This window comes from Streptomyces sp. NPDC005181 (assembly GCF_040608395.1).
GTDB lineage: Bacteria > Actinomycetota > Actinomycetes > Streptomycetales > Streptomycetaceae > Streptomyces.
The window spans coordinates 82,696-101,655 of the sequence record NZ_JBEXID010000002.1 but is presented as its reverse complement, the minus strand read 5'-3'; the positions used below and the strand labels follow the sequence as shown (position 1 = coordinate 101,655).

Here is an 18,960-nt window from a genome sequence, read left to right as displayed (position 1 = left end):
ACCGTCCGGCATGATGGGGACCACGGTTCCCTGAACAGGCCGACAAGGAGAGAACTCGTGGACGACGTTCTGCGGCGCGCCCCGCTTTTCGCGGCGCTCGATGATGAGCAGGCCGCGGAGCTCCGCGCCTCGATGAGTGAGGTGACCCTCGCACGCGGCGACGCTCTCTTCCACGAGGGCGACCAGGGTGACCGGCTGTATGTGGTCACCGAGGGCAAGGTGAAGCTCCACCGCACGTCCCCCGACGGACGCGAGAACATGCTCGCGGTCCTCGGCCCCGGCGAGCTGATCGGTGAGCTGTCGCTCTTCGACCCGGGCCCCCGTACCGCCACCGCCACCGCGCTCACCGAGGTCAAACTCCTCGGCCTCGGCCACGGCGACCTGCAGCCCTGGCTGAACGTCCGCCCCGAGGTGGCCACGGCCCTGCTGCGCGCCGTCGCCCGCCGACTGCGCAAGACCAACGACCAGATGTCCGACCTGGTCTTCTCCGACGTGCCGGGCCGTGTCGCCCGCGCCCTCCTCGACCTGTCGCGCCGGTTCGGCGTCCAGTCGGAGGAAGGCATCCACGTCGTCCACGACCTGACCCAGGAAGAGCTGGCCCAGTTGGTCGGCGCCTCCCGCGAGACGGTCAACAAGGCGCTCGCCGACTTCGCGGGCCGCGGCTGGTTGCGCCTGGAGGCGCGCGCCGTGATCCTGCTGGACGTGGAGCGCCTGGCGAAGCGTTCGCGCTAGCCGGACACCTTCTCCTCACGACGTGGAAGGCCCCGCCGTCCGGCGGGGCCTTCCACGCGTATCAGGGCCGCGTTCCAGGCCCGCGAACGACCGCATCCGCATCCGCGCGTCAGATCAGCCCGTGCTCGCCCAGATACTCCAGCTGGGCCAGCACCGAGAGCTCCGCCGCCGGCCACAGCGACCGGTCCACGTCCGCGTACACCTGCGCCACCACCTCCGACGCCGTACGGTGCCCCGCCTCCACCGCCGTCTCCACCTGTGCCAGCCGGTGCGCGCGGTGCGCCAGGTAGAACTCGACCGCGCCCTGCGCGTCGTCCAGCACCGGCCCGTGGCCCGGCAGCACCGTGTGCACCCCGTCGTCGACCGTCAGCGAGCGCAGCCGCCGCAGCGAGTCGAGATAGTCGCCGAGCCGCCCGTCCGGGTGCGCGACGACCGTCGTGCCGCGCCCGAGGACGGTGTCCCCCGTCAGCACCGCCCGGTCGGCGGGCAGATGGAAGGAGAGCGAGTCCGCGGTGTGCCCGGGCGTCGGCACGACGTACATCTCCAGGCCGCCGATCGTGATCACATCTCCCGTGGACAGGCCCTCGTCGCCGAGGCGCAGGGCCGGGTCCAGGGCGCGCACCTTCGTGCGTGTCAGCTCGGCGAAGCGCGCCGCGCCCTCGGCATGGTCGGGGTGTCCATGGGTGAGGAGGGTGAGCGCGATCCGCCGGCCCGCGCGCTCGGCGGAGTCGATGACGGCCCGCAGATGGCCGTCGTCCAGCGGGCCCGGATCGATGACGACCGCGAGGTCGGAGTCGGGCTCGGCGACGATCCAGGTGTTGGTGCCGTCGAGCGTCATCGCCGAGGCGTTGGGGGCGAGGACGTTGACAGTACGGGTGGTGGCGGGGCCCGACAGGACCCCTCCGCGCGGCTGTCCGGGAAGGACTGCTGCCTCGCTCATACGGCCTCACCGCCCGCGCTGCCGGTCGGAATGTGTTTGGTGAACTCATCATGCCCCGGCCAGCTCAGCACCAACTCGTCGCCGTCGAGCCGGGCCTGTGCGAGTACGGGGGTGAGGTCCTGGGAGGACGCGGCCTTCAGGGCCTCGGCGGCGGTCCCGTACGGCCGCAGCTGACGCAGCGTCGACACGGTCGGCGGCATCATCAGCAGCTCGCCCCGGTCGTACCCGTCGGCGGCGTCGCCGGCGGCGATCCACACCGTACGGTCGGCCTCGGTGGATGCATTGCGGGTGCGCTGGCCCTCGGGGAGCGCGGCGACGAAGAACCAGGTGTCGTAGCGGCGCGGCTCGAACTCGGGCGTGATCCAGCGCGCCCACGCCCCGAGCAGATCGGACCGCAGCACCAGACCCCGCCGGTCCAGGAACTCGGCGAAGGACAGCTCACGGGCGACCAGCGCCTCGCGGTCGGCCTCCCAGTCGGCGCCCGTGGTGTCGCTGACGACCGTGTCGGCGGTCGGTCCCGCGAGGAGGACGCCCGCCTCCTCGTACGTCTCGCGGACCGCCGCACAGACCACGGCCTGCGCCTCGGCCGCCGTGCCGACACCGAGCCGCTCGGCCCAGCTCTCCAGCGCGGGTCCGGCCCAGCCGACGAGGCGGTCGTCGTCGCGCGGGTCGACCCCGCCGCCCGGATAGGCGTACGCACCCCCGGCGAATGCCATGGAGGCGCGGCGGCGCAGCATGTGGACGGTGGGCCGGCTGCCGGTGTCAGCGGGGTCCCGGAGCAGCATCACGGTGGCGGCCCGCCGGGGAGCCGCGGCTGTCAGCTCGCCCGCGGCGAGCGCCCGGATCCGGTCGGGCCATTCCGGTGGGTACCACTGACCATTGGACATGGCCGGAGGCTATCCGGAACCGCGCCGATGTTCGAGAGGTGCCGATCACGCATCCCGCGATCCTGCCGGGCAGGCCCGAGTTCCGGCCCGCCGCACCGCCCACGGTCCGGCCCGTACGAGCGATCCCGCCCGGTCGCATCGACCGGACGGGATCGCAAAACGCTCGTCCCACCGCCTGTGGCGGCGGCTCAGGCCCCGATCAGCTCGACCTGGACCTCGACCTCGACCGGTGCGTCCAACGGCAGCACCGCGACGCCCACCGCGCTGCGCGCGTGCACGCCCTTGTCGCCGAGCACCGCGCCCAGCAGCTCGCTCGCACCGTTGATCACGGCGGGCTGCCCGGTGAAGTCGGTGGCCGAGGCGACGAAGCCCACGACCTTCACGACCCGCTTGATCCGGTCCAGGTCGCCGGCCACCGATTTCACGGCAGCCAGCGCGTTGAGCGCGCAGGTCTTCGCCAGCTCCTTGGCCTCGTCCGGCGTGACCTCCGCACCGACCTTGCCGGTGACGGAAAGCTTGCCTTCCACCATGGGCAGCTGGCCCGATGTGTACACATACACCCCGGACTGGACGGCCGGCTGGTACGCGGCGAGCGGCGGTACGACGTCCGGCAGCATGAGGCCGAGTTCGACGAGCTTCGCCTCGACGGCGCCCGCCACTACGGCTTCTCCCGCTTCAGGTACGCCACGAGCTGCTCGGGGTTGTTCGGGCCGGGAACGACCTGGACCAGCTCCCAGCCGTCCTCGCCCCAGGTGTCCAGAATCTGCTTGGTCGCGTGCACGAGAAGGGGCACGGTCGCGTATTCCCACTTGGTCATAGGCCGACTGTAATGCCTGGCACACACGGCCTCGTGCGTAGCCCACGGCCCGACTGGTTAGGCTCGAATACGTGAGCAGGTTCCAGGTCGTCAGCGGCAAGGGTGGTACCGGTAAGACCACGGTCGCCGCCGCACTCGCGCTCGCCCTCGCGAGCGAGGGCAGGCGCACCCTCCTCGTCGAGGTCGAGGGCAGGCAGGGCATTGCCCAGCTCTTCGAGGCGGAGTCCCTTCCGTACGAGGAGCGCAAGATCGCCGTCGCGCCGGGCGGCGGCGAGGTGTACGCCCTCGCGATCGACGCGGAGCGCGCGCTCCTCGACTACCTCCAGATGTTCTACAAGCTCGGCAGCGCGGGGCGGGCGCTCAAGAAGCTCGGGGCCATCGACTTCGCCACCACCATCGCGCCCGGTGTGCGGGACGTGCTGCTGACCGGCAAGGCCTGCGAAGCCGTACGCCGCAAGGACAAGCAGGGCCGGTACACCTACGACTACGTGATCATGGATGCGCCGCCCACCGGCCGCATCACGCGCTTCCTCAATGTGAACGACGAGGTGGCGGGGCTGGCCAGGATCGGCCCGATACACACTCAGGCGCAGGCCGTGATGCGGGTGCTGAAGTCTCCCGAGACGGCGGTCCATCTGGTGACGCTGCTGGAGGAGATGCCGGTCCAGGAGACCGCGGACGGCATCGCGGAGCTGCGGGCGGCCGAACTGCCGGTGGGCAGGGTCATCGTGAACATGGTGCGGCCGCATCTGCTGGACGAGGACGCGCTGCGTACCGCGTCCGGCGGCCGCCGCAAGGAGATCGCGAAGACGCTGACCCGGGCCGGTGTGACCGGTTCCGCGGCGCTCGTACGGCCGTTGGTCGCGCAGGCCGCCGAGCACGCCCAGCGGGTGGAGCTGGAGCGCGAGCAGCGTGCGGTGCTCGCGGGTCTCGATCTGCCGACGAACGAGCTCCCGCTGATCGGCGAGGGCGTGGACCTGCCCGGGTTGTACGACCTGGCGATCGAACTCCGCAAGCAGGGCGTGGGCGAAGAGGTGGGGCAAGGGGTGGGTTCATGACAGCGAGTACGAGGACGGGCGCCGCCACGGGCACGGGCACCGGCGAAGCCGCCGCACCCGTTCCGGCCGCCCCCGCCCTGGACATCGACGCACTTCTCGACGACCAGGGCATCCGGATCATCGTGTGCTGCGGTTCGGGCGGTGTCGGCAAGACCACGACCGCAGCGGCGCTGGGTGTACGGGCGGCCGAGGGCGGTCGGAAGGTCGTCGTCCTCACCATCGACCCGGCCCGCAGGCTGGCCCAGTCCATGGGCATCGACTCGCTGGACAACATCCCGCGCCGGGTGTCGGGCATCGACGGCGAGGGCGCCGGAGAACTGCACGCCATGATGCTCGACATGAAGCGGACCTTCGACGAGATCGTCGAGGCGCACGCGGACGGCGAGCGGGCCCGCGCGATCCTGGAGAACCCCTTCTACCAGTCCCTGTCGGCCGGTTTCGCGGGCACGCAGGAGTACATGGCGATGGAGAAGCTCGGGCAGCTGAGGGCGCGCAACGAGTGGGACCTGATCATCGTCGACACTCCGCCGTCGCGTTCCGCACTGGACTTCCTGGACGCGCCGAAACGCCTCGGCTCGTTCCTGGACGGGAAGTTCATCAAGCTGCTGATGGCTCCGGCGAAGATGGGCGGCCGGGCCGGGATGAAATTCCTCAACGTCGGCATGTCGATGATGACCGGGACCCTCGGCAAGCTGCTGGGCGGTCAGTTCCTGCGTGACGTACAGACGTTCGTCGCTGCGATGGACACCATGTTCGGCGGTTTCCGGACCCGGGCCGATGCCACGTACAAACTGCTGCAGGCCCCCGGCACGGCGTTCCTTGTCGTCGCGACACCGGAGCGCGATGCGCTGCGCGAGGCCGCGTACTTCGTGGAGCGGCTGGCCGCGGAGGACATGCCGCTGGCCGGCCTGGTCCTCAACCGGGTCCATGGCAGCGACGCCGCCCGGCTCTCCGCCGAGCGCGCCCTGGCGGCCGCAGAAAATCTTGATGACATCGGCATTGTGGATCAGACGGCCGGGAAGGCTGGACTTCGTGACCCGGCCGGCTCGGCAGTCACCTCTCCCGAAGATCCCGAGTCGTCGCCCTCCCCCGCCCGTTCCGCGCACGCCGAAACCCCTGAGCACGAACCCGCGTCCGAACCCGAGCCCGAGGCTGAAGCCGTCTCCGTGGAGCAGCTGACCGCAGGTCTGTTGCGGCTGCATGCTGAACGCATGCAGGTCGTCGCGCGCGAGCAGCGCACCCGCGACCGCTTCACCGCGCTGCACCCCGAAGTCGCCGTGACCGAGGTCGCCGCGCTGCCCGGCGATGTCCACGACCTCGCAGGGCTTCGGGCCGTCGGGGACCGACTCGCGACCGGTTCTGCTCCGGCCGGAGCTGCATAACCACCTGAAAGGCCTAGCGGCCCTCGCCGACTACCCCACAGCGGCGTACGTCTCGTGCAGTTCGTCGTCATCCAGACCGATGGCCACCGGCAGGATGCCCGTGGACCGCTCGTACTCACTGCGAGCGGTCTCCAGCAGCCGGCGCCAGGACGTGACGGTGGGCCGTCTGCGCAACAGTGCGCGACGCTCCCGCTCGGTCATTCCGCCCCACACGCCGAACTCGACGCGATTGTCCAGCGCATCGGCCAGGCATTCGGTCCGCACCGGGCATCCGGTGCACACCGCCTTGGCCCTGTTCTGCGCTGCCCCTTGTACGAACAGTTCATCCGGATCGGTAGTGCGGCAGGCTGCCTGCGCACTCCAGTCGGTTACCCAGCCCATCACGGCGCCGTCCTCTCCCGAATCGAGGCTCCCCCACGGCGGTAGCGGCATATTCACCGCTACCAGTTGAGGACGTTACGGAAGGTGGCGACAGCACAACACCCCCTTCGGGCCCAATCTTGAATGGCCCGAACGGACTATGCGTACGCGGCAGATCACCCAGGGGAGTGAGGTGACGACATCCGCGACTATTCCGACAAAATCGGGACAATTCACCTGGGTCACAACGGACGTTCGATGACACACAAGGCGAATTCGGGAGCGCCTCGGGTCGCGACCGGACCAAGGCCGCGTCATGCACGGGGGTTGATACGCAACGGGACTGCTGTGACAGTTGGGAGCAGCTTAGGCCAATGCATATACGCCTGTCCGGCGAATGAGAACGTAGGCTGCCCCCATGCCAAAGAACCGCTCGGGCGGGGGTCTCACCGCGACCCAGCAGGCCGCCAAGTTTCTCGGTGTCGCCGCACTCTCCGGAGTCGTACTCGCGGGCATCGCGCTGCCGGCCGCCGGGGCTCTGGGGCTCGCCGCCAAGGGGACGGTCGAGGGATTCGACGAGATCCCGGCCAATCTCAAGACGCCGCCGCTGAGCCAGCGCACCACGATCCTGGACAGCAAGGGCGGTGCGATCGCCACGGTCTACTCGCGCGACCGCACCGTCGTCCCGCTGAAGGACATCTCCCCGAACATGCAGAAGGCGATCGTCGCGATCGAGGACGCGCGCTTCTACGAGCACGGGGCGGTCGACCTCAAGGGCATCCTGCGCGCGATGAACCGCAACGTGCAGGCGGGCGGGACCGCGCAGGGCGCGTCGACGCTCACCCAGCAGTACGTGAAGAACGTCTTCGTCGAGGAGGCGGGCGACGACCCGGACAAGGTCGCGCAGGCCACCCAGCAGACGATGGGCCGCAAGGTCCAGGAGCTGAAGTACGCGATCCAGGTCGAGGAGGAGCTCGGCAAGAAGAAGATCCTGGAGAACTACCTCAACATCACCTTCTTCGGGCAGCAGGCGTACGGCATCGAGGCGGCCTCCCACCGGTACTTCTCCAAGTCGGCGAAGGACCTGAAGCTGGAGGAGGCCGCGCTGCTGGCCGGCCTCGTGCAGTCGCCGAGCCGCTACGACCCGGTCAATGACGCGGAGGAGGCGACCAAGCGTCGCAACACCGTGCTCCAGCGCATGGCGGATGTCGGGGGCATCTCGCAGGCCACGGCGGACAAGGCGCAGTCGGCACCGATAAAGCTGAAGGTCAGCAAGCCGCAGAACGGCTGCATCACCGCCGTCAGCGGGGCCGGTTTCTTCTGTGACTACGTACGCCAGGTCTTCCTCACCGACCCGGCCTTCGGCAAGACCAGGGAGGACCGCGCCAAGATCTGGAACCGGGGCGGTCTCACGATCCGCACCACACTGGACCCGCAGGCGCAGCAGGGTGTGCAGACCTCGATCAAGAGTCACGTCTACAAGACGGACAAGGTCGCCACCGCCGTGACCCTGGTCCAGCCGGGCACCGGCAAGATCATGGGCATGGGCCAGTCCAAGCCGTACGGCCTCGGGCCGAACGAGACCCAGTACAACTACTCGGTCAACAAGGACATGGGCGGTTCGAACTTCGGCTTCCCGACCGGATCGACGTTCAAGCCCTTCCTCGCCGCTGCGGCCATAGAGGGTGGCAAGCCGGCGACGCAGATGTACCCGGCGCCGTACGAGATGGACTACCCGGACACGGTTCAGAGCTGCGGAAATCCGTGGGTCAACAACAGCGTGCCGAAGTATCACCTGGAGAACGAGAGCGAGTCGGAGGAGGGGCCGTACGCGCTGAAGGAAGCGATGGAGATGTCGGTCAACACCTACTTCGTCCAGATGCTCCAGGACATCGGCATGTGCCCGGTCTCGCAGATGACCGACAAGCTCGGCGTGGTGCAGGGTGACGGCAGCAAGCTGCCGCAGAACCCTTCCACGCTGACCCTCGGCTCCAACGGCCTCTCGCCGCTCACCATGGCCAGCGCGTACGCCGCCTTCGCCAACCGGGGCACGTACTGCACGCCGATCGCCATCGAGGCGGTCAAGACGGCGGACGGCAACTCGCTCCCCGTACCGAAGACGCGTTGCTCGCAGGCGATGTCGCAGACGACGGCCGACACCATCAACACGCTGCTGCTCGGCGTGATCGACTCCGGAACGGGTCAGCAGGCCGGACTGGACAGCCGCGACAACGCGGGCAAGACGGGTACGACCGACGCTCGCAAGAACGCCTGGTTCGTCGGCTACACGCCGAACATGTCCGGTGCGGTCTGGGTCGGCAGCCCGTCCCAGAACGTCGAGATGGAGAGCATCACCATCGGTGGCGTGTACCAGGACAAGGTGTACGGCGGTCAGGTGCCCGGACCGATCTGGCGCGACGCCATGACGACCGCACTCAGTGGCCAGCCTGCACCGTCCTTCACCACCGTCGACATTCCGGACGCCCCCAAGGACGAGGACGAGGACAGGGACAGGGGCAGGGGCAGGGACCGGCGCGACAACCGCGATGACGGCAAGAACAAGCCCGGCACCACCACCCCGTTCCCCGGCATCACCATCACGCCGGGCGTGACCGGCGGGAACAATGGGGGCCCCCGCGGCCAGACCAGCCCCTGACCTCTCGACGCAACACCCGTCCACGCAGAAGACAGAAGGCGGGGTGGACCGGAACATCCGGTCCACCCCGCCTTCGCGCAGGTGGAGAACTGCCGCCTCAGCCCGCGAGGAGCTTCTTCACCGCGGCCGCCACCCGGCCGCCGTCGGCGAGCCCCGCAACCTTCGGGTTCACGATCTTCATGACGGCGCCCATGGCCCGCGGCCCCTCGGCGCCGGCGGCCTTCGCCTCGTCGACAGCCGCCGCCACGATCGCACCCAGCTCGTCGTCGCTCAGCTGCTTCGGCAGGTAGGCGTCGAGCAGCTCGCCCTCCGCCCGCTCGCGCACCGCCTGCTCCGTCCGGCCACCCTGGGTGAAGGCCTCGGCGGCCTCGCGGCGCTTCTTCGCCTCCCTGGCGATCACCTTCTGCACCTCGTCGTCGGAGAGCTCGCGCGCCGTCTTGCCGCTGACCTCCTCCTTCGTGATCGCGGTGAGGGTCAGCCGGAGCGTGGACGAGGTCAGCTCGTCACGCGCCTTCATGGCTGTCGTGAGGTCTTCCTTGAGCTTGGACTTGAGCGTGGTCATGTGCTGATTGTGGCAGGTGCGAGGTCCGGACCGCCCGCCGGTTTTCTGCGGGCCGCACGGTGTCTGCGACGATGGGCACATGCGCGCACGCTACGGAGTACCCCTGAAAGTCACGGCAGTCGGCGCAGCGGTCGGCGCCGCCGGTCTCGTCTACGCGGCAGGTTTCGAGACCCGGTCGTTCCGGCTCCGCCGCGTCACGGTCCCCGTACTCCCGCACGGGGCACGCCCGTTGCGCGTCCTGCAGGTCTCCGACATCCACATGGTGAGCGGCCAGCGCAAGAAGCGCGGCTGGTTGCACTCGCTGGCCGGCCTGCGCCCGGACTTCGTCGTGAACACCGGCGACAACCTCTCCGACCCGCAGGCCGTGCCGGAGCTGCTGGACGCGCTCGGTCCGCTGATGGAGCTCCCGGGTGTGTACGTCTTCGGCTCCAACGACTACTACGGCCCCAAGCTCCGCAACCCGGCCCGCTACCTCTTCGAGAAGACCCAGGGCAAGCACGGTCTCAACGGCAATGCCCCGGCGGTCGGCGTCGTCCACAACCCGTGGGAGCCGATGCGCGACGCGTTCGACGAGGCGGGCTGGCTGGGACTGAGCAACACCCGGGGCCGCCTCAAGATCGACGGCCTGGAGATCGCCTTCACCGGCCTCGACGACCCGCACATCAAGCGGGACAGGTACGCGGAGGTCGCGGGCGGCCCGGAGACGGGCGCCGACCTCTCGATCGGCGTGGTGCACGCCCCGTACCTGCGCTCCCTCGACGCCTTCACGGCCGACGGCTACCCCCTGATCCTGGCGGGCCACACGCACGGCGGCCAGCTCTGCATCCCCTTCTACGGGGCCCTGGTCACCAACTGCGACCTGGACACGGACCGGGTCAAGGGCCTCTCCAGCCACATGGTCGGCGACCGGCGCGCCTATCTCCACGTCTCGGCAGGCTGCGGCACCAACCGCTACACGCCGGTCCGCTTCGCCTGCCCGCCCGAGGCGACCCTACTGACACTGACACCCCGCGACTGACGGCCTGCGCCGCCGCCCGGCACATGACGCGTGCCGGGGCAGAAACCGGATTTCGTCTCCGGCCGCGGGTGGGCTAAAGTAATCGATGTCGCCGGGACACCGGCGGCGATCGGGGTGTAGCGCAGCTTGGCAGCGCGCTTCGTTCGGGACGAAGAGGTCGTGGGTTCAAATCCCGCCACCCCGACAGCTGAAGTAGCAAGTCAGAGGGCACATACTGATTTCAGTATGTGCCCTCTGTCGTGCCTGGGGGGCCAAACCGGGGGCCAAAGGCTTTTGATCAAGCCTCGCTGTCGGAGCGCGTGGCCCCGAACTCGAAGATCTCATCCATCGCCTCAGCCCCCTGCGTGATCACTGGGCGGAGCTGTTTGCGGTAGACGGCCTCTGTCGTCGCCTGGCTGCTGTGTCCCACCAGCATCGCGATCCGTTCCGGCGGAATGCCATGATCGGAGAGCAGCGACACGCTGCTATGCCGAAGCTCCCGGGGCGTCCACTCCGGCTCAAGGCCCGCCTTCACCACGATGGCCCGGAAGTCGCGGCGCACGTTGGCGGCGTCGAGGGGCTCGCCACTTCTGGTGGTGAAGACGCGACCCGCGGGACTCCACTCGATCCCATGGGATGCGCGCTCCTGCTTCTGCCAGCGCAGGTGCTCTTCGAGGACTTCCACCACCTGCTTCGGCAGGGCAATCGTCCGCCGGCTCTTCCGGGTCTTGGTCTCCCCGTGCCGTCGAACAGATCGCCATACCGCGACGTGCGGCGGGACCCCGTTCTCGGTCACAAGGTAGACGTGGTCCCACGTGAGTGGGCGAGAGTGAAGGAGCGGCAGCAGGGCGAGGAGCGGCGGCCGCCCACCCGGACTGGATCGTTGAGCTCAGCATCGGTGTAGGCGCACGTCCCATCGAGGTTCACGTCGGCGGGTGCTACGCCGCCGGAAAGCGCCACCGCGCTATCACCCGCGAGCAGGCCCTCGCCGCCCTCGCCGACGGGATCCGGGCCTGCATCCACTGCCGGCCGGACACCGAGCTGGGGGTGCTCGGGTAGTCAGGCGCTGCACGGCTTCCTCGGCTGCCTTCTTCCCCGTGGTCCTCTTGGTCGCCACCTTCTTGGCAGGCGCCTTCTTCGTCGTCTTCTTCGCGGCCGCCTTCTTGCGGGGCTTCATCTCGTGGACCGTGGCGTCCTCGTCCGTCTCGCCGCGGGACTCCTTGGTCCTCAGCCCCACCCGCCCCACTCACTGGGACTGGACTCCGTCATGCCCTGCGAACCGGTGTCCTGGCCCTGAGGAGCCGCCTCCCATCCTCCCCACTCACTGGGAGTGGACTCCGTCATGCCCTGCCAACCGGTGTCCTGGCCCTGAGGAGCCGTTTCCTGCCCAGTCTCGCGGGTGGGAGTCGTGGGCTCCGTGATGCCCTGCGAACCGGTGTGCTGGCCCTGAGGTGCCGTTTCCTGCCCAGTACGGTGGGTGGGTGTCGTGGGCTTCGTGATGCCCTGCGAACCGGTCTGTTGGCCCTGAGGTGCCGTTTCCTGCACAGTTGTCGGCGGCTCCACATGCTCGGGTGGCATGAGGAGGCGAATGCTAATGCTCAATTCCTGACGTTCTCGATCTTCTTGTTCGTACCGCTGCTGTATTGCCTCTCGCCCCTCCCTTGTCGCAGCCAACATTGACTCATGTACCGCGAGCCCCGAGTTCTGCTCAGTTGCCGCGTGGTGGGCCAATTGCCCCTGGTATCCATCGCGGAAGCCCTGGTAGTAGAGGTAATCGTTGTAGGTGTGGCCCTTGGCAGACGGGACCGGAACGGGGGTGCGGGTCTTGCTTACGATGTCCTTCTTGGCTTGGCTGATGCCGGCTGCCGAGCCCTTTTTGTAGTTGGGGTCGACTAGATCGTCGGCGTTGGGGTCAGGAGGGGGCTCTCCCCCGAGGCGATCGGGGGTACTCGGGGCCGTTACCGCTGTCTGCGCCGGAGCCGGGGCGGCCGAGGCCTGCCCGGCGATGACCGGCGAGAGCGTCAGGGAGGCCAGGAGTCCGGGGCCGAGCAGGATGAGGGATCGCTTGGCAGGCACGACGATCTCCTTCCGCAAGGACGTACACGTACGCCCGTCGGAAACGGTGCGCCGGGCCAACCCCGGGCGTTGCCGTGTCGCTGGAGTGTTTCCACGGTGGTCTGTGTGGTGAATCGAGTGCGGCACACCTATCGTCCAGCCACACCACCCTTACACCGATCCTTACGCCGGACCGGAACCCGCGCACCTGGGCCAGCCGGATGCGCCCGTGGTCACCCCGGGCCACCCTGGAGGAATGAGCGCGCCGATAGTCGTCCACGGCCTCTTCCTCTCCGGCGGGCGGAGGGTCACCGTCAACGGGCAGATCGTCGGCCTCGCCCACGACGAGCGACCTCGTCGAATTCCTGAGGCGAGCCGGCCTCGACGACGCCTGGGACCTCCTCGACGACCCCCACTGGATCGAATGGCGCGGCGGACGAGCCCACCGGTACGAAGCGGCGTGACGAAAGTCCCCTGCCCGGCCCGCAGGCCAGACAGGGCGCGTGGTTTATGGGGCAGCGGCTGGCCGCCGTCGGCCAGTACCGCTCCTCCGCGGCAGGCCTGTCGACGATCACCCAATACGTGATCGTCGACACCCTCAAATGCCGGTTTTTGCGACATGGGCGTTGGGGCATCTGTGGGGCGGGCCTACTCGCCCCACGTGTCTGCCCAGGTCACCCTGTGCGTAGAGCGCGGACTGTAAATCTGCCGACGCGCCGCCCCCTGGCCCGGGAACGCTCCGCGCCTGGGAGAAATCTGGGAGAAGATCTTCTCCCAGTGCGACTTCAGAACCTACGGAGACCACGCCATACCAAGGGTCTGACCTGCATACATGTCGGCGAGACCAGGTTCGGACTCCACCCGGACCTTATTCGGGACGAAGAGGTCGTGGGTTCAAATCCCGCCATCCTGACTGGCGTTCTGGGGTCTCTCGGGAGTGGTTGGGGAGTGGATCATGAAAATCCACTCCCCAACCGTCACCCCAGACACGCTCCCAGCACGGCATCGAGTGCACGTACCGGGGACCGCGGATGCATGGCCAACCGTGCATCCAACCCCTCCTCCCACTGTTCGGCCACTTCTCCCATGAGCCGATTCCTCATCCGCGCGGTGATGTGCGAGTAGCGCGCCTGCACCGACCCGCCCTCGTGCCCCAGGCGCTCACCCATCGACCGCATCGGGCTGCAGCACCGAACGGCAGCGTCACTGTCACAGAGCAGAGCCCTATCCGGACAAATGGTTGAAGATGGGATTAATCGGACACCAAGTCCCGCACCGCCTACGCCCAGCCATTCGAGGACAGCGTCCAATGACCACCACTAGCACCGACCAGGTGACACTCGGTAAGCATATGAGTACTTATGAGGTATCGGAATCGGCGATCGCGCTGTTCGACGAACGGGGAACCGTGGTCGCCTGGACGCAGGCCGCTGAGCGGCTTGTCGGGTACTCCGCGCAGGACGTGGTGGGCCGTTCCGCGGCACTTGTACTGCCATCCTTCGAAAATGCGCCGACGATGTCGGCGTTCGTCGAGCAGTGCCGTGCCCAGACCGGCTGGTCGGGCGCAACGGAGGTGCGTCACCAAGACGACCACCTGCTCGACGTCAGTCTGCGGATCTCGATATTGCGGGGGCGGGACGGAACAGCGCGGTGGCTCGTGTCCATGAGCGACGCCGGCACGTTGTCCGGGGACGGGGTGAACGGACTGGTGAGGGGATCGCTTCTTACCCGTGCGCCGATCGGCGTCGTCGTTCGTGACCCGCAGATGCGGGGCATCTGGGTGAACGACGCGATGGAGAGCCACGACGGCATCTCCCGTGACCGGCGGCTTGGGCGTCGACTCACCGACGCGCTGCCTGGTGTCAAGGCCGAAGCGCTCGATGCGGTGATGCGGCAGGTGCTGGCGAGCGGCACCACCAAAGTCCACGAGTACCGGACATGGCTACCGACGAGTCTGGGCCCGGAACACCCGTTCGCGGTGTCGTTCTCCCGGCTCCAAGGCGCCGACGGCCAGGCCCTGGGGGTGTGCACCATCAGCGTTGACGTCATCGAGAGCCAGCTGGCGCGCGAGCGCCTCGCTACTTTCAGCCAGGCCGGCGCGCGCCTGGGCAGGACCCTGGACGTGATGCAGACCGGTCAGGAACTGGCCGATCTCGCCGTGCCGCTGTTCGCCGACTTCGTCGCCGTGGACCTGGAGCAGTCGGTCCCGTTCGGCGAGGGAACCCCGGTCCGCATCGGCTCGATGGGCGAGCGCCTCCCCGTTTTCCGACGTGCCGGTCTGGCCTCAATCCGTCAAGGGGTCCCGGAATCAGCCTGGGTGCGCGGTGAGCCGGTCCCCGTGCCGCCCGCCTCACCCTTCACCGATGTCCTGCGCACCGGGAGGCCCCATCTGGAGCCGATCCTGGACACCGCTCCGGGCACATGGATCGACCAGAACCCTGCACTGGCGCAGAGGATCCGTGAGAACGGCATCCACTCCGCGATGGTCGTACCCATCCGCGCGCGGCGCGTCCTGCTGGGCGTGGCGTTGTTCGTCCGCACCAAGGACCCGGTGCCGTTCCAGGAGATCGATCTGGTCCTGGCCGAAGAGCTCGTCGGCCGCGCCGCGCTGTCGTTGGACAACGCGCGCCAGTACACACGCAAGCAGACCACGGCACTCGCGCTCCAACGCAACCTGCTCCCGCACCATCTGAGGGGAGGCTCGGCGGTCGAGGCGGCCTCGCGCTACCTGCCCGCCGAACTCGACGACGGCGTCGGAGGCGACTGGTTCGATGTAATCCCGCTGTCCGGCGCCCGGGTGGCCCTCGTCGTCGGCGATGTGGTCGGACACGGCATCAACGCAGCCGCGACCATGGGCAGGCTCCGCACCGCCGTCCACACGCTCGCCGACATGGAGCTGCCCCCCGACGAACTGCTCGCCCGCCTCGATGCCGCGGTCCAGCGACTGGCGGAAGCAGACGCCCACGACCCGGACCACGCCCCCGCGGTGGTGGGCGCCACCTGTCTGTATGCCGTCTACGATCCGGTCACCCGGAAGTGCACCATGGCAGGGGCCGGGCACCCCCCGCCCGCGATCATCGACCCGCAGGGCCGGGTGACCTTCCCCGACCTTCCCACCGGAGCCCCACTCGGCATCGGGCTGGGGGTCCCTTTCGAGGCCGTGGAGCTGGAACTGCCCGAGGGAAGTCTCCTCGCTCTGTACACCGACGGTCTGGTCGAGACCCGCGACCACGGCATCGACGTGGGAATGCGCCGACTGGGCACCGCCCTGGCACAACCGGATCGCTCCCTGGAAGACCTCTGCACCCGCGTCATGGAGTCGGTCGCAGATCAGGCGGCGTGCGACGACGTCACCCTGCTCCTCGTCCGCACCCGCTCGCTCAGCCCGACCCAGGTCGCCTCCTGGACGCTGCCCAGCGACCAGACCGCTGTTCACCGCGCCCGAGACCTGGCGGCCGGTCAGCTGGCCGACTGGGGACTGGAAGGTCTTGAGGACTCCACGAACCTGATCGTCAGTGAACTGGTCACCAACGCCGTCCGCCACAGCGCCGGCCCGATCGGTCTGCGTCTGATCCAGCACCAGGTCCTGACCGTCGAAGTGACCGATACCGACGCCAGCACCCCGTGTATGCGCAGCGCACACACCATCGACGAGAACGGCCGCGGCCTCTTCCTGATCTCCCAGCTGTCCCACAGATGGGGCTCCCGCCCGATATCGGGCGGCAAGGTCGTCTGGGCCGAACAAGACCTTGCCCCCGCACTCGAGGAGCAACCAGACCGCGCCTCCCCATCGCGAGCATCCGGCATGAGCTCCAACCGACAAGAATGACAGGGCGTGTGCCGCTCCGGCACCTCCTGTGGACGGCCGGGCGAGGCGCGCGCCCGTCTCCGCGAAACGGACAACACAGCAACGGATGTGATCAAGGAACTGCGGAAGATTGTCGGCAATCTTGTCGAACTCCGCATGCCAGGCCGTTGACCAGGAGAAATACAGAAGTCCTGCTGGAGTACTACTGGAGTACTACTGGCCTCGCGCTTTCATGAAGCGGACTGTCCGACAGGTGGTCAGCGAATCTGAAAAGTGCCGTTGACCAGCGAGAACGGAGGATTGCTGAGGCCCTCGTTCCTGCTCCTGTCGGAGGCACTTTTCAGGTGAAGTAGCCTATCGGTTCGCGCCGACAGCGCCGGAGGCGCGAAAGCGTCCCTGCACCGCATACATGCCCTGCGCTCGCGCGGGATCCGCGCCTGCTTTTCTGTCGGACGCCCCGTCACCGAGCTGGTCCGCCGCGCGATTTGGGCCCTGCCCGAGCAGGTCTGGCACCCCGCGCTGGAACAGGACAGCTCCTTGCGCCACGGTGCGCAGGGTCGCGTCGTCACATACGGTGCGGTCGCGTGGGTGTTCAGGTTCGTCGTCACAAAGGATCACGGACGCCCTCCTTTCGCGCCGCAGGCGTCCGGGGGAAAGGCTCGCCGAGGCGCTGAACGGAACGTTCAAGGCCGAGCTGATCGAGATGCAGAGTCTGCAGTTTGCCAATGAGGCAATTTCTTGCCCGGTGTCACATTTGCCGGACCCGTTCGGTCTTAGAGTTCGAGATCGGAACGCCGGGACAGAGAGGTGGCGGAGACTCGTAGCGAACGCGGCAACGAAATCAGGATTGCCCCCTTTCGCGCCGGCTTACGGCCGAGTCGGACCGGCCTCGGCGGCACGGGAATCGGCGACTACATCTATCCGGCAAAGGCCAAAGACGTACCCGTCGGCCTGTCCTCTTCTGGGTTTCGGCCGATGGCCGCCGCCCAACGTCTCGGCAGAGTAGAGGGAGTGACCGGCCTCAGCGGTGGGCAGTGCGCAACGGTCGCCGTCCTGGTACGTCAACCCGGCCGCGGACAACGACATCCCGGCCGTCCGCACCCCCGTCGCATCCGGTAGTGAAGTTGCGCCTCGCGTCGTCCTTCGACAGATCATGACCGGCCATCGGTCCATCCGCTAAGGAGCACACTGATGCAACCCGACACCATCGTCCTCGTCCACGGCTTCTGGGTGACGCCGCGGGCCTGGGAGAGCTGGATCGCCCACTACGAGAACAAGGGCTTCCGTGTCATCGCGCCGCCGTACCCCGGATTCGAGGTGGAGGTCGAGGCCCTCAACGCCGACCCGACCCCGATCGAGACTGTGACCGTTCCGGCAATCATCTCCAGCCTCGAGAGGCTGATCACGGGGCTGAACCGGCCGCCCATAGTGATGGGTCACTCCGCCGGCGGCGCCTTCACCCAGATCCTCCTGGACCGCGGCCTCGGCGCCGCCGGAGTGGTGATCAACTCCGCGCCCGCCGAGGGTGTGCCGGTCGTACCGCTGTCCCAGATCCGGTCCCTCTTCCCCGTCCTGAAGAACCCGGCCAACCGGCACCGCGCCGTCGGACTGGACTTCGGCCAATGGCGCTACGCCTTTGCGAACACGTTTCCCGAGGACCAGGCCCGCGCCACGTATGAGCGCTACCACATCCCCGCACCAGGCAGCATCGTATGGAGCAGCGCGCAGGCCAACCTTCACCCCGGCCACACTGACACGTACGTGGACTTCCACAACGCCGGCCGGGCACCCCTGCTGTTCCTCTCCGGCGAGTACGACCACCTGATGCCGGCGAAGGTCCAGGAGTCCAACGCCAAGCACTACAAGGCGGAGGGCACCACCACCGAGGTCAAGGTGTTTCCCGGCCGCTCCCACCTGATGCCCGTCCAGGACGACTGGCAGGAGGTCGCCGATTACGCCCTTGACTGGGCGCTCGCCCACTACTGAGCCGTGCCCGCTACGCGTTCAGGACGGCATTTGTCCGTCCCGAGCGCTGAAAGGGAGCACCACCCGGATCCGGACGGCACGGCAGATCGAGGACGAGTGCCTGCACCCGGATGAGGCCGCGCAGGCGCTTGGGCTACCGCGGTCGACGGTCTTCAAGCTGTCCGCCTGCCGTGAGGGCGGGGAGGACGCGTTGCGGGCCAAGCCCGGTCCCGGGTAGCCGGAACTGATCCGCCGCGACTTCGGGGTCGCCCTGTCCGCGGTCAGTGTCGGGTGGCTGCCGCGCGAGCTGGGTCTATCACCTCAGCGGCCACTGTGGCGGGCCTGGCAGCAGGACCCGGCCGCGGTCGAGCGATGGAAGTGCGAGGAGTTCCCCGCGATCAAGGCCGAGGCGGAACGACAGCGGGAACCGGAAGTGCAGCCACAGACAGCGGGAATTCACCTCGACCGGATATCGGTGCCCCTTGCGCGACGGCGATGTACTCACCCCCGGCAGCCCCTTCCCGGCATGATCAACCCGAAGATCATCCCACCCGCTCAGTGAACGTTGCAGCGGCCCGCGGCGGGTTTCTCCTGGGCCTGATCGGCCCGAGCTTCTTGCGGATTGGGCGCACGTCGTATCAATTCAGCGTCTCTCCCTGTCACATTTCGTCCAGCTATTTCATCAATAGTGCGGAACCGCAAGCAGGTTCCATCTTCCAACTGGATCGTCTCCGGCCCTGC

At 68.2% G+C, this 18,960-nt stretch carries 17 protein-coding genes, 1 tRNA gene and 1 pseudogene; 11 read left to right on the top strand and 8 right to left on the bottom strand.

Annotated elements, in window-relative coordinates; all coding sequences use genetic code 11:
* Positions 1-57 precede the first annotated feature (57 nt).
* A complete protein-coding gene (locus ABZV38_RS02395; protein WP_030972192.1) occupies positions 58-732 on the top strand; it encodes a Crp/Fnr family transcriptional regulator in 675 nt (224 codons plus the stop codon).
* 109 nt (positions 733-841) lie between these two features.
* Here ABZV38_RS02395 and ABZV38_RS02390 read toward each other — a convergent pair whose 3' ends face one another.
* The 4 genes from ABZV38_RS02390 to ABZV38_RS02375 form a co-directional block, all read right to left on the bottom strand.
* On the bottom strand, positions 842-1,672 hold the full coding sequence (locus ABZV38_RS02390) for an MBL fold metallo-hydrolase (protein ID WP_356323675.1): 831 nt from the start codon (positions 1,670-1,672) through the stop codon (positions 842-844).
* Positions 1,669-2,559 (bottom strand): NUDIX hydrolase, encoded by an 891-nt coding sequence (locus ABZV38_RS02385; RefSeq protein ID WP_356323673.1) that lies wholly within the window; start codon positions 2,557-2,559, stop codon positions 1,669-1,671. Before ABZV38_RS02385 ends, ABZV38_RS02390 begins: the two co-directional genes overlap by 4 nt.
* A gap of 188 nt (positions 2,560-2,747) precedes the next feature.
* Entirely contained in the window at positions 2,748-3,218 is a 471-nt protein-coding gene (locus ABZV38_RS02380) for a RidA family protein (protein WP_356323671.1), read from the bottom strand.
* Positions 3,218-3,376, bottom strand: coding sequence for a DUF4177 domain-containing protein (locus ABZV38_RS02375; protein ID WP_019992579.1), 159 nt, complete (start codon positions 3,374-3,376; stop codon positions 3,218-3,220). The genes ABZV38_RS02380 and ABZV38_RS02375 overlap by 1 nt, the downstream gene beginning before the upstream one ends.
* Positions 3,377-3,447: 71 nt before the next feature.
* Between ABZV38_RS02375 and ABZV38_RS02370 the strand changes: the two genes are divergently transcribed.
* Together ABZV38_RS02370 and ABZV38_RS02365 are read left to right on the top strand one after the other, a co-directional pair.
* Entirely contained in the window at positions 3,448-4,434 is a 987-nt protein-coding gene (locus ABZV38_RS02370; protein WP_356323669.1) for an ArsA-related P-loop ATPase, read from the top strand.
* Positions 4,431-5,816 (top strand): ArsA-related P-loop ATPase, encoded by a 1,386-nt coding sequence (locus ABZV38_RS02365; protein ID WP_356323667.1) that lies wholly within the window; start codon positions 4,431-4,433, stop codon positions 5,814-5,816. The genes ABZV38_RS02370 and ABZV38_RS02365 overlap by 4 nt, the downstream gene beginning before the upstream one ends.
* Before the next feature lie 30 nt (positions 5,817-5,846).
* Here ABZV38_RS02365 and ABZV38_RS02360 read toward each other — a convergent pair whose 3' ends face one another.
* A complete protein-coding gene (locus ABZV38_RS02360; RefSeq protein WP_030925100.1) occupies positions 5,847-6,197 on the bottom strand; it encodes a WhiB family transcriptional regulator in 351 nt (116 codons plus the stop codon).
* Between the two features lie 397 nt (positions 6,198-6,594).
* Here ABZV38_RS02360 and ABZV38_RS02355 point away from each other — a divergent pair, with 397 nt between their 5' ends.
* Positions 6,595-8,832, top strand: coding sequence for a transglycosylase domain-containing protein (locus ABZV38_RS02355; RefSeq protein ID WP_356323665.1), 2,238 nt, complete (start codon positions 6,595-6,597; stop codon positions 8,830-8,832).
* A gap of 97 nt (positions 8,833-8,929) precedes the next feature.
* On the opposite strand, the gene ABZV38_RS02350 is transcribed toward ABZV38_RS02355, so the two are convergent.
* The gene (locus ABZV38_RS02350; protein WP_356323663.1) at positions 8,930-9,394 is read right to left on the bottom strand and encodes a GatB/YqeY domain-containing protein; all 465 of its coding nucleotides are present in this window, start codon (positions 9,392-9,394) and stop codon (positions 8,930-8,932) included.
* A 79-nt stretch (positions 9,395-9,473) separates the two neighbouring features.
* Here ABZV38_RS02350 and ABZV38_RS02345 point away from each other — a divergent pair, with 79 nt between their 5' ends.
* Both ABZV38_RS02345 and ABZV38_RS02340 read left to right on the top strand, forming a co-directional pair.
* Complete coding sequence (locus ABZV38_RS02345) at positions 9,474-10,412, top strand: metallophosphoesterase (protein ID WP_356323661.1); 939 nt, start codon at positions 9,474-9,476, stop codon at positions 10,410-10,412.
* 110 nt (positions 10,413-10,522) lie between these two features.
* Positions 10,523-10,596: transfer RNA gene (locus ABZV38_RS02340), tRNA-Pro, on the top strand.
* A 93-nt stretch (positions 10,597-10,689) separates the two neighbouring features.
* Here ABZV38_RS02340 and ABZV38_RS02335 read toward each other — a convergent pair.
* A complete protein-coding gene (locus ABZV38_RS02335; protein WP_356323659.1) occupies positions 10,690-11,187 on the bottom strand; it encodes a tyrosine-type recombinase/integrase in 498 nt (165 codons plus the stop codon).
* Between the two features lie 23 nt (positions 11,188-11,210).
* On the opposite strand from ABZV38_RS02335, the gene ABZV38_RS02330 reads away from it, so the two are divergent.
* Positions 11,211-11,450, top strand: a complete 240-nt coding sequence (locus tag ABZV38_RS02330) for a DUF6233 domain-containing protein (RefSeq protein ID WP_356323657.1) — start codon at positions 11,211-11,213, stop codon at positions 11,448-11,450.
* Positions 11,451-11,618: 168 nt separating this feature from the next.
* Here the strand turns inward: ABZV38_RS02330 and ABZV38_RS02325 are convergent, their stop codons facing one another.
* Positions 11,619-12,467 (bottom strand): hypothetical protein, encoded by an 849-nt coding sequence (locus tag ABZV38_RS02325; RefSeq protein WP_356323655.1) that lies wholly within the window; start codon positions 12,465-12,467, stop codon positions 11,619-11,621.
* Between the two features lie 235 nt (positions 12,468-12,702).
* Here ABZV38_RS02325 and ABZV38_RS02320 point away from each other — a divergent pair.
* From ABZV38_RS02320 to ABZV38_RS02305, 4 genes and pseudogenes are all read left to right on the top strand, one after another.
* Positions 12,703-12,910: pseudogene (locus ABZV38_RS02320) on the top strand (hypothetical protein).
* A gap of 887 nt (positions 12,911-13,797) precedes the next feature.
* Complete coding sequence (locus ABZV38_RS02315) at positions 13,798-16,275, top strand: SpoIIE family protein phosphatase (RefSeq protein ID WP_356323653.1); 2,478 nt, start codon at positions 13,798-13,800, stop codon at positions 16,273-16,275.
* A 1,170-nt stretch (positions 16,276-17,445) separates the two neighbouring features.
* Entirely contained in the window at positions 17,446-18,240 is a 795-nt protein-coding gene (locus tag ABZV38_RS02310; protein WP_356323651.1) for an alpha/beta hydrolase, read from the top strand.
* A 223-nt stretch (positions 18,241-18,463) separates the two neighbouring features.
* Entirely contained in the window at positions 18,464-18,781 is a 318-nt protein-coding gene (locus ABZV38_RS02305; RefSeq protein ID WP_356323914.1) for a winged helix-turn-helix domain-containing protein, read from the top strand.
* The last annotated feature ends 179 nt before the right edge of the window (positions 18,782-18,960 follow it).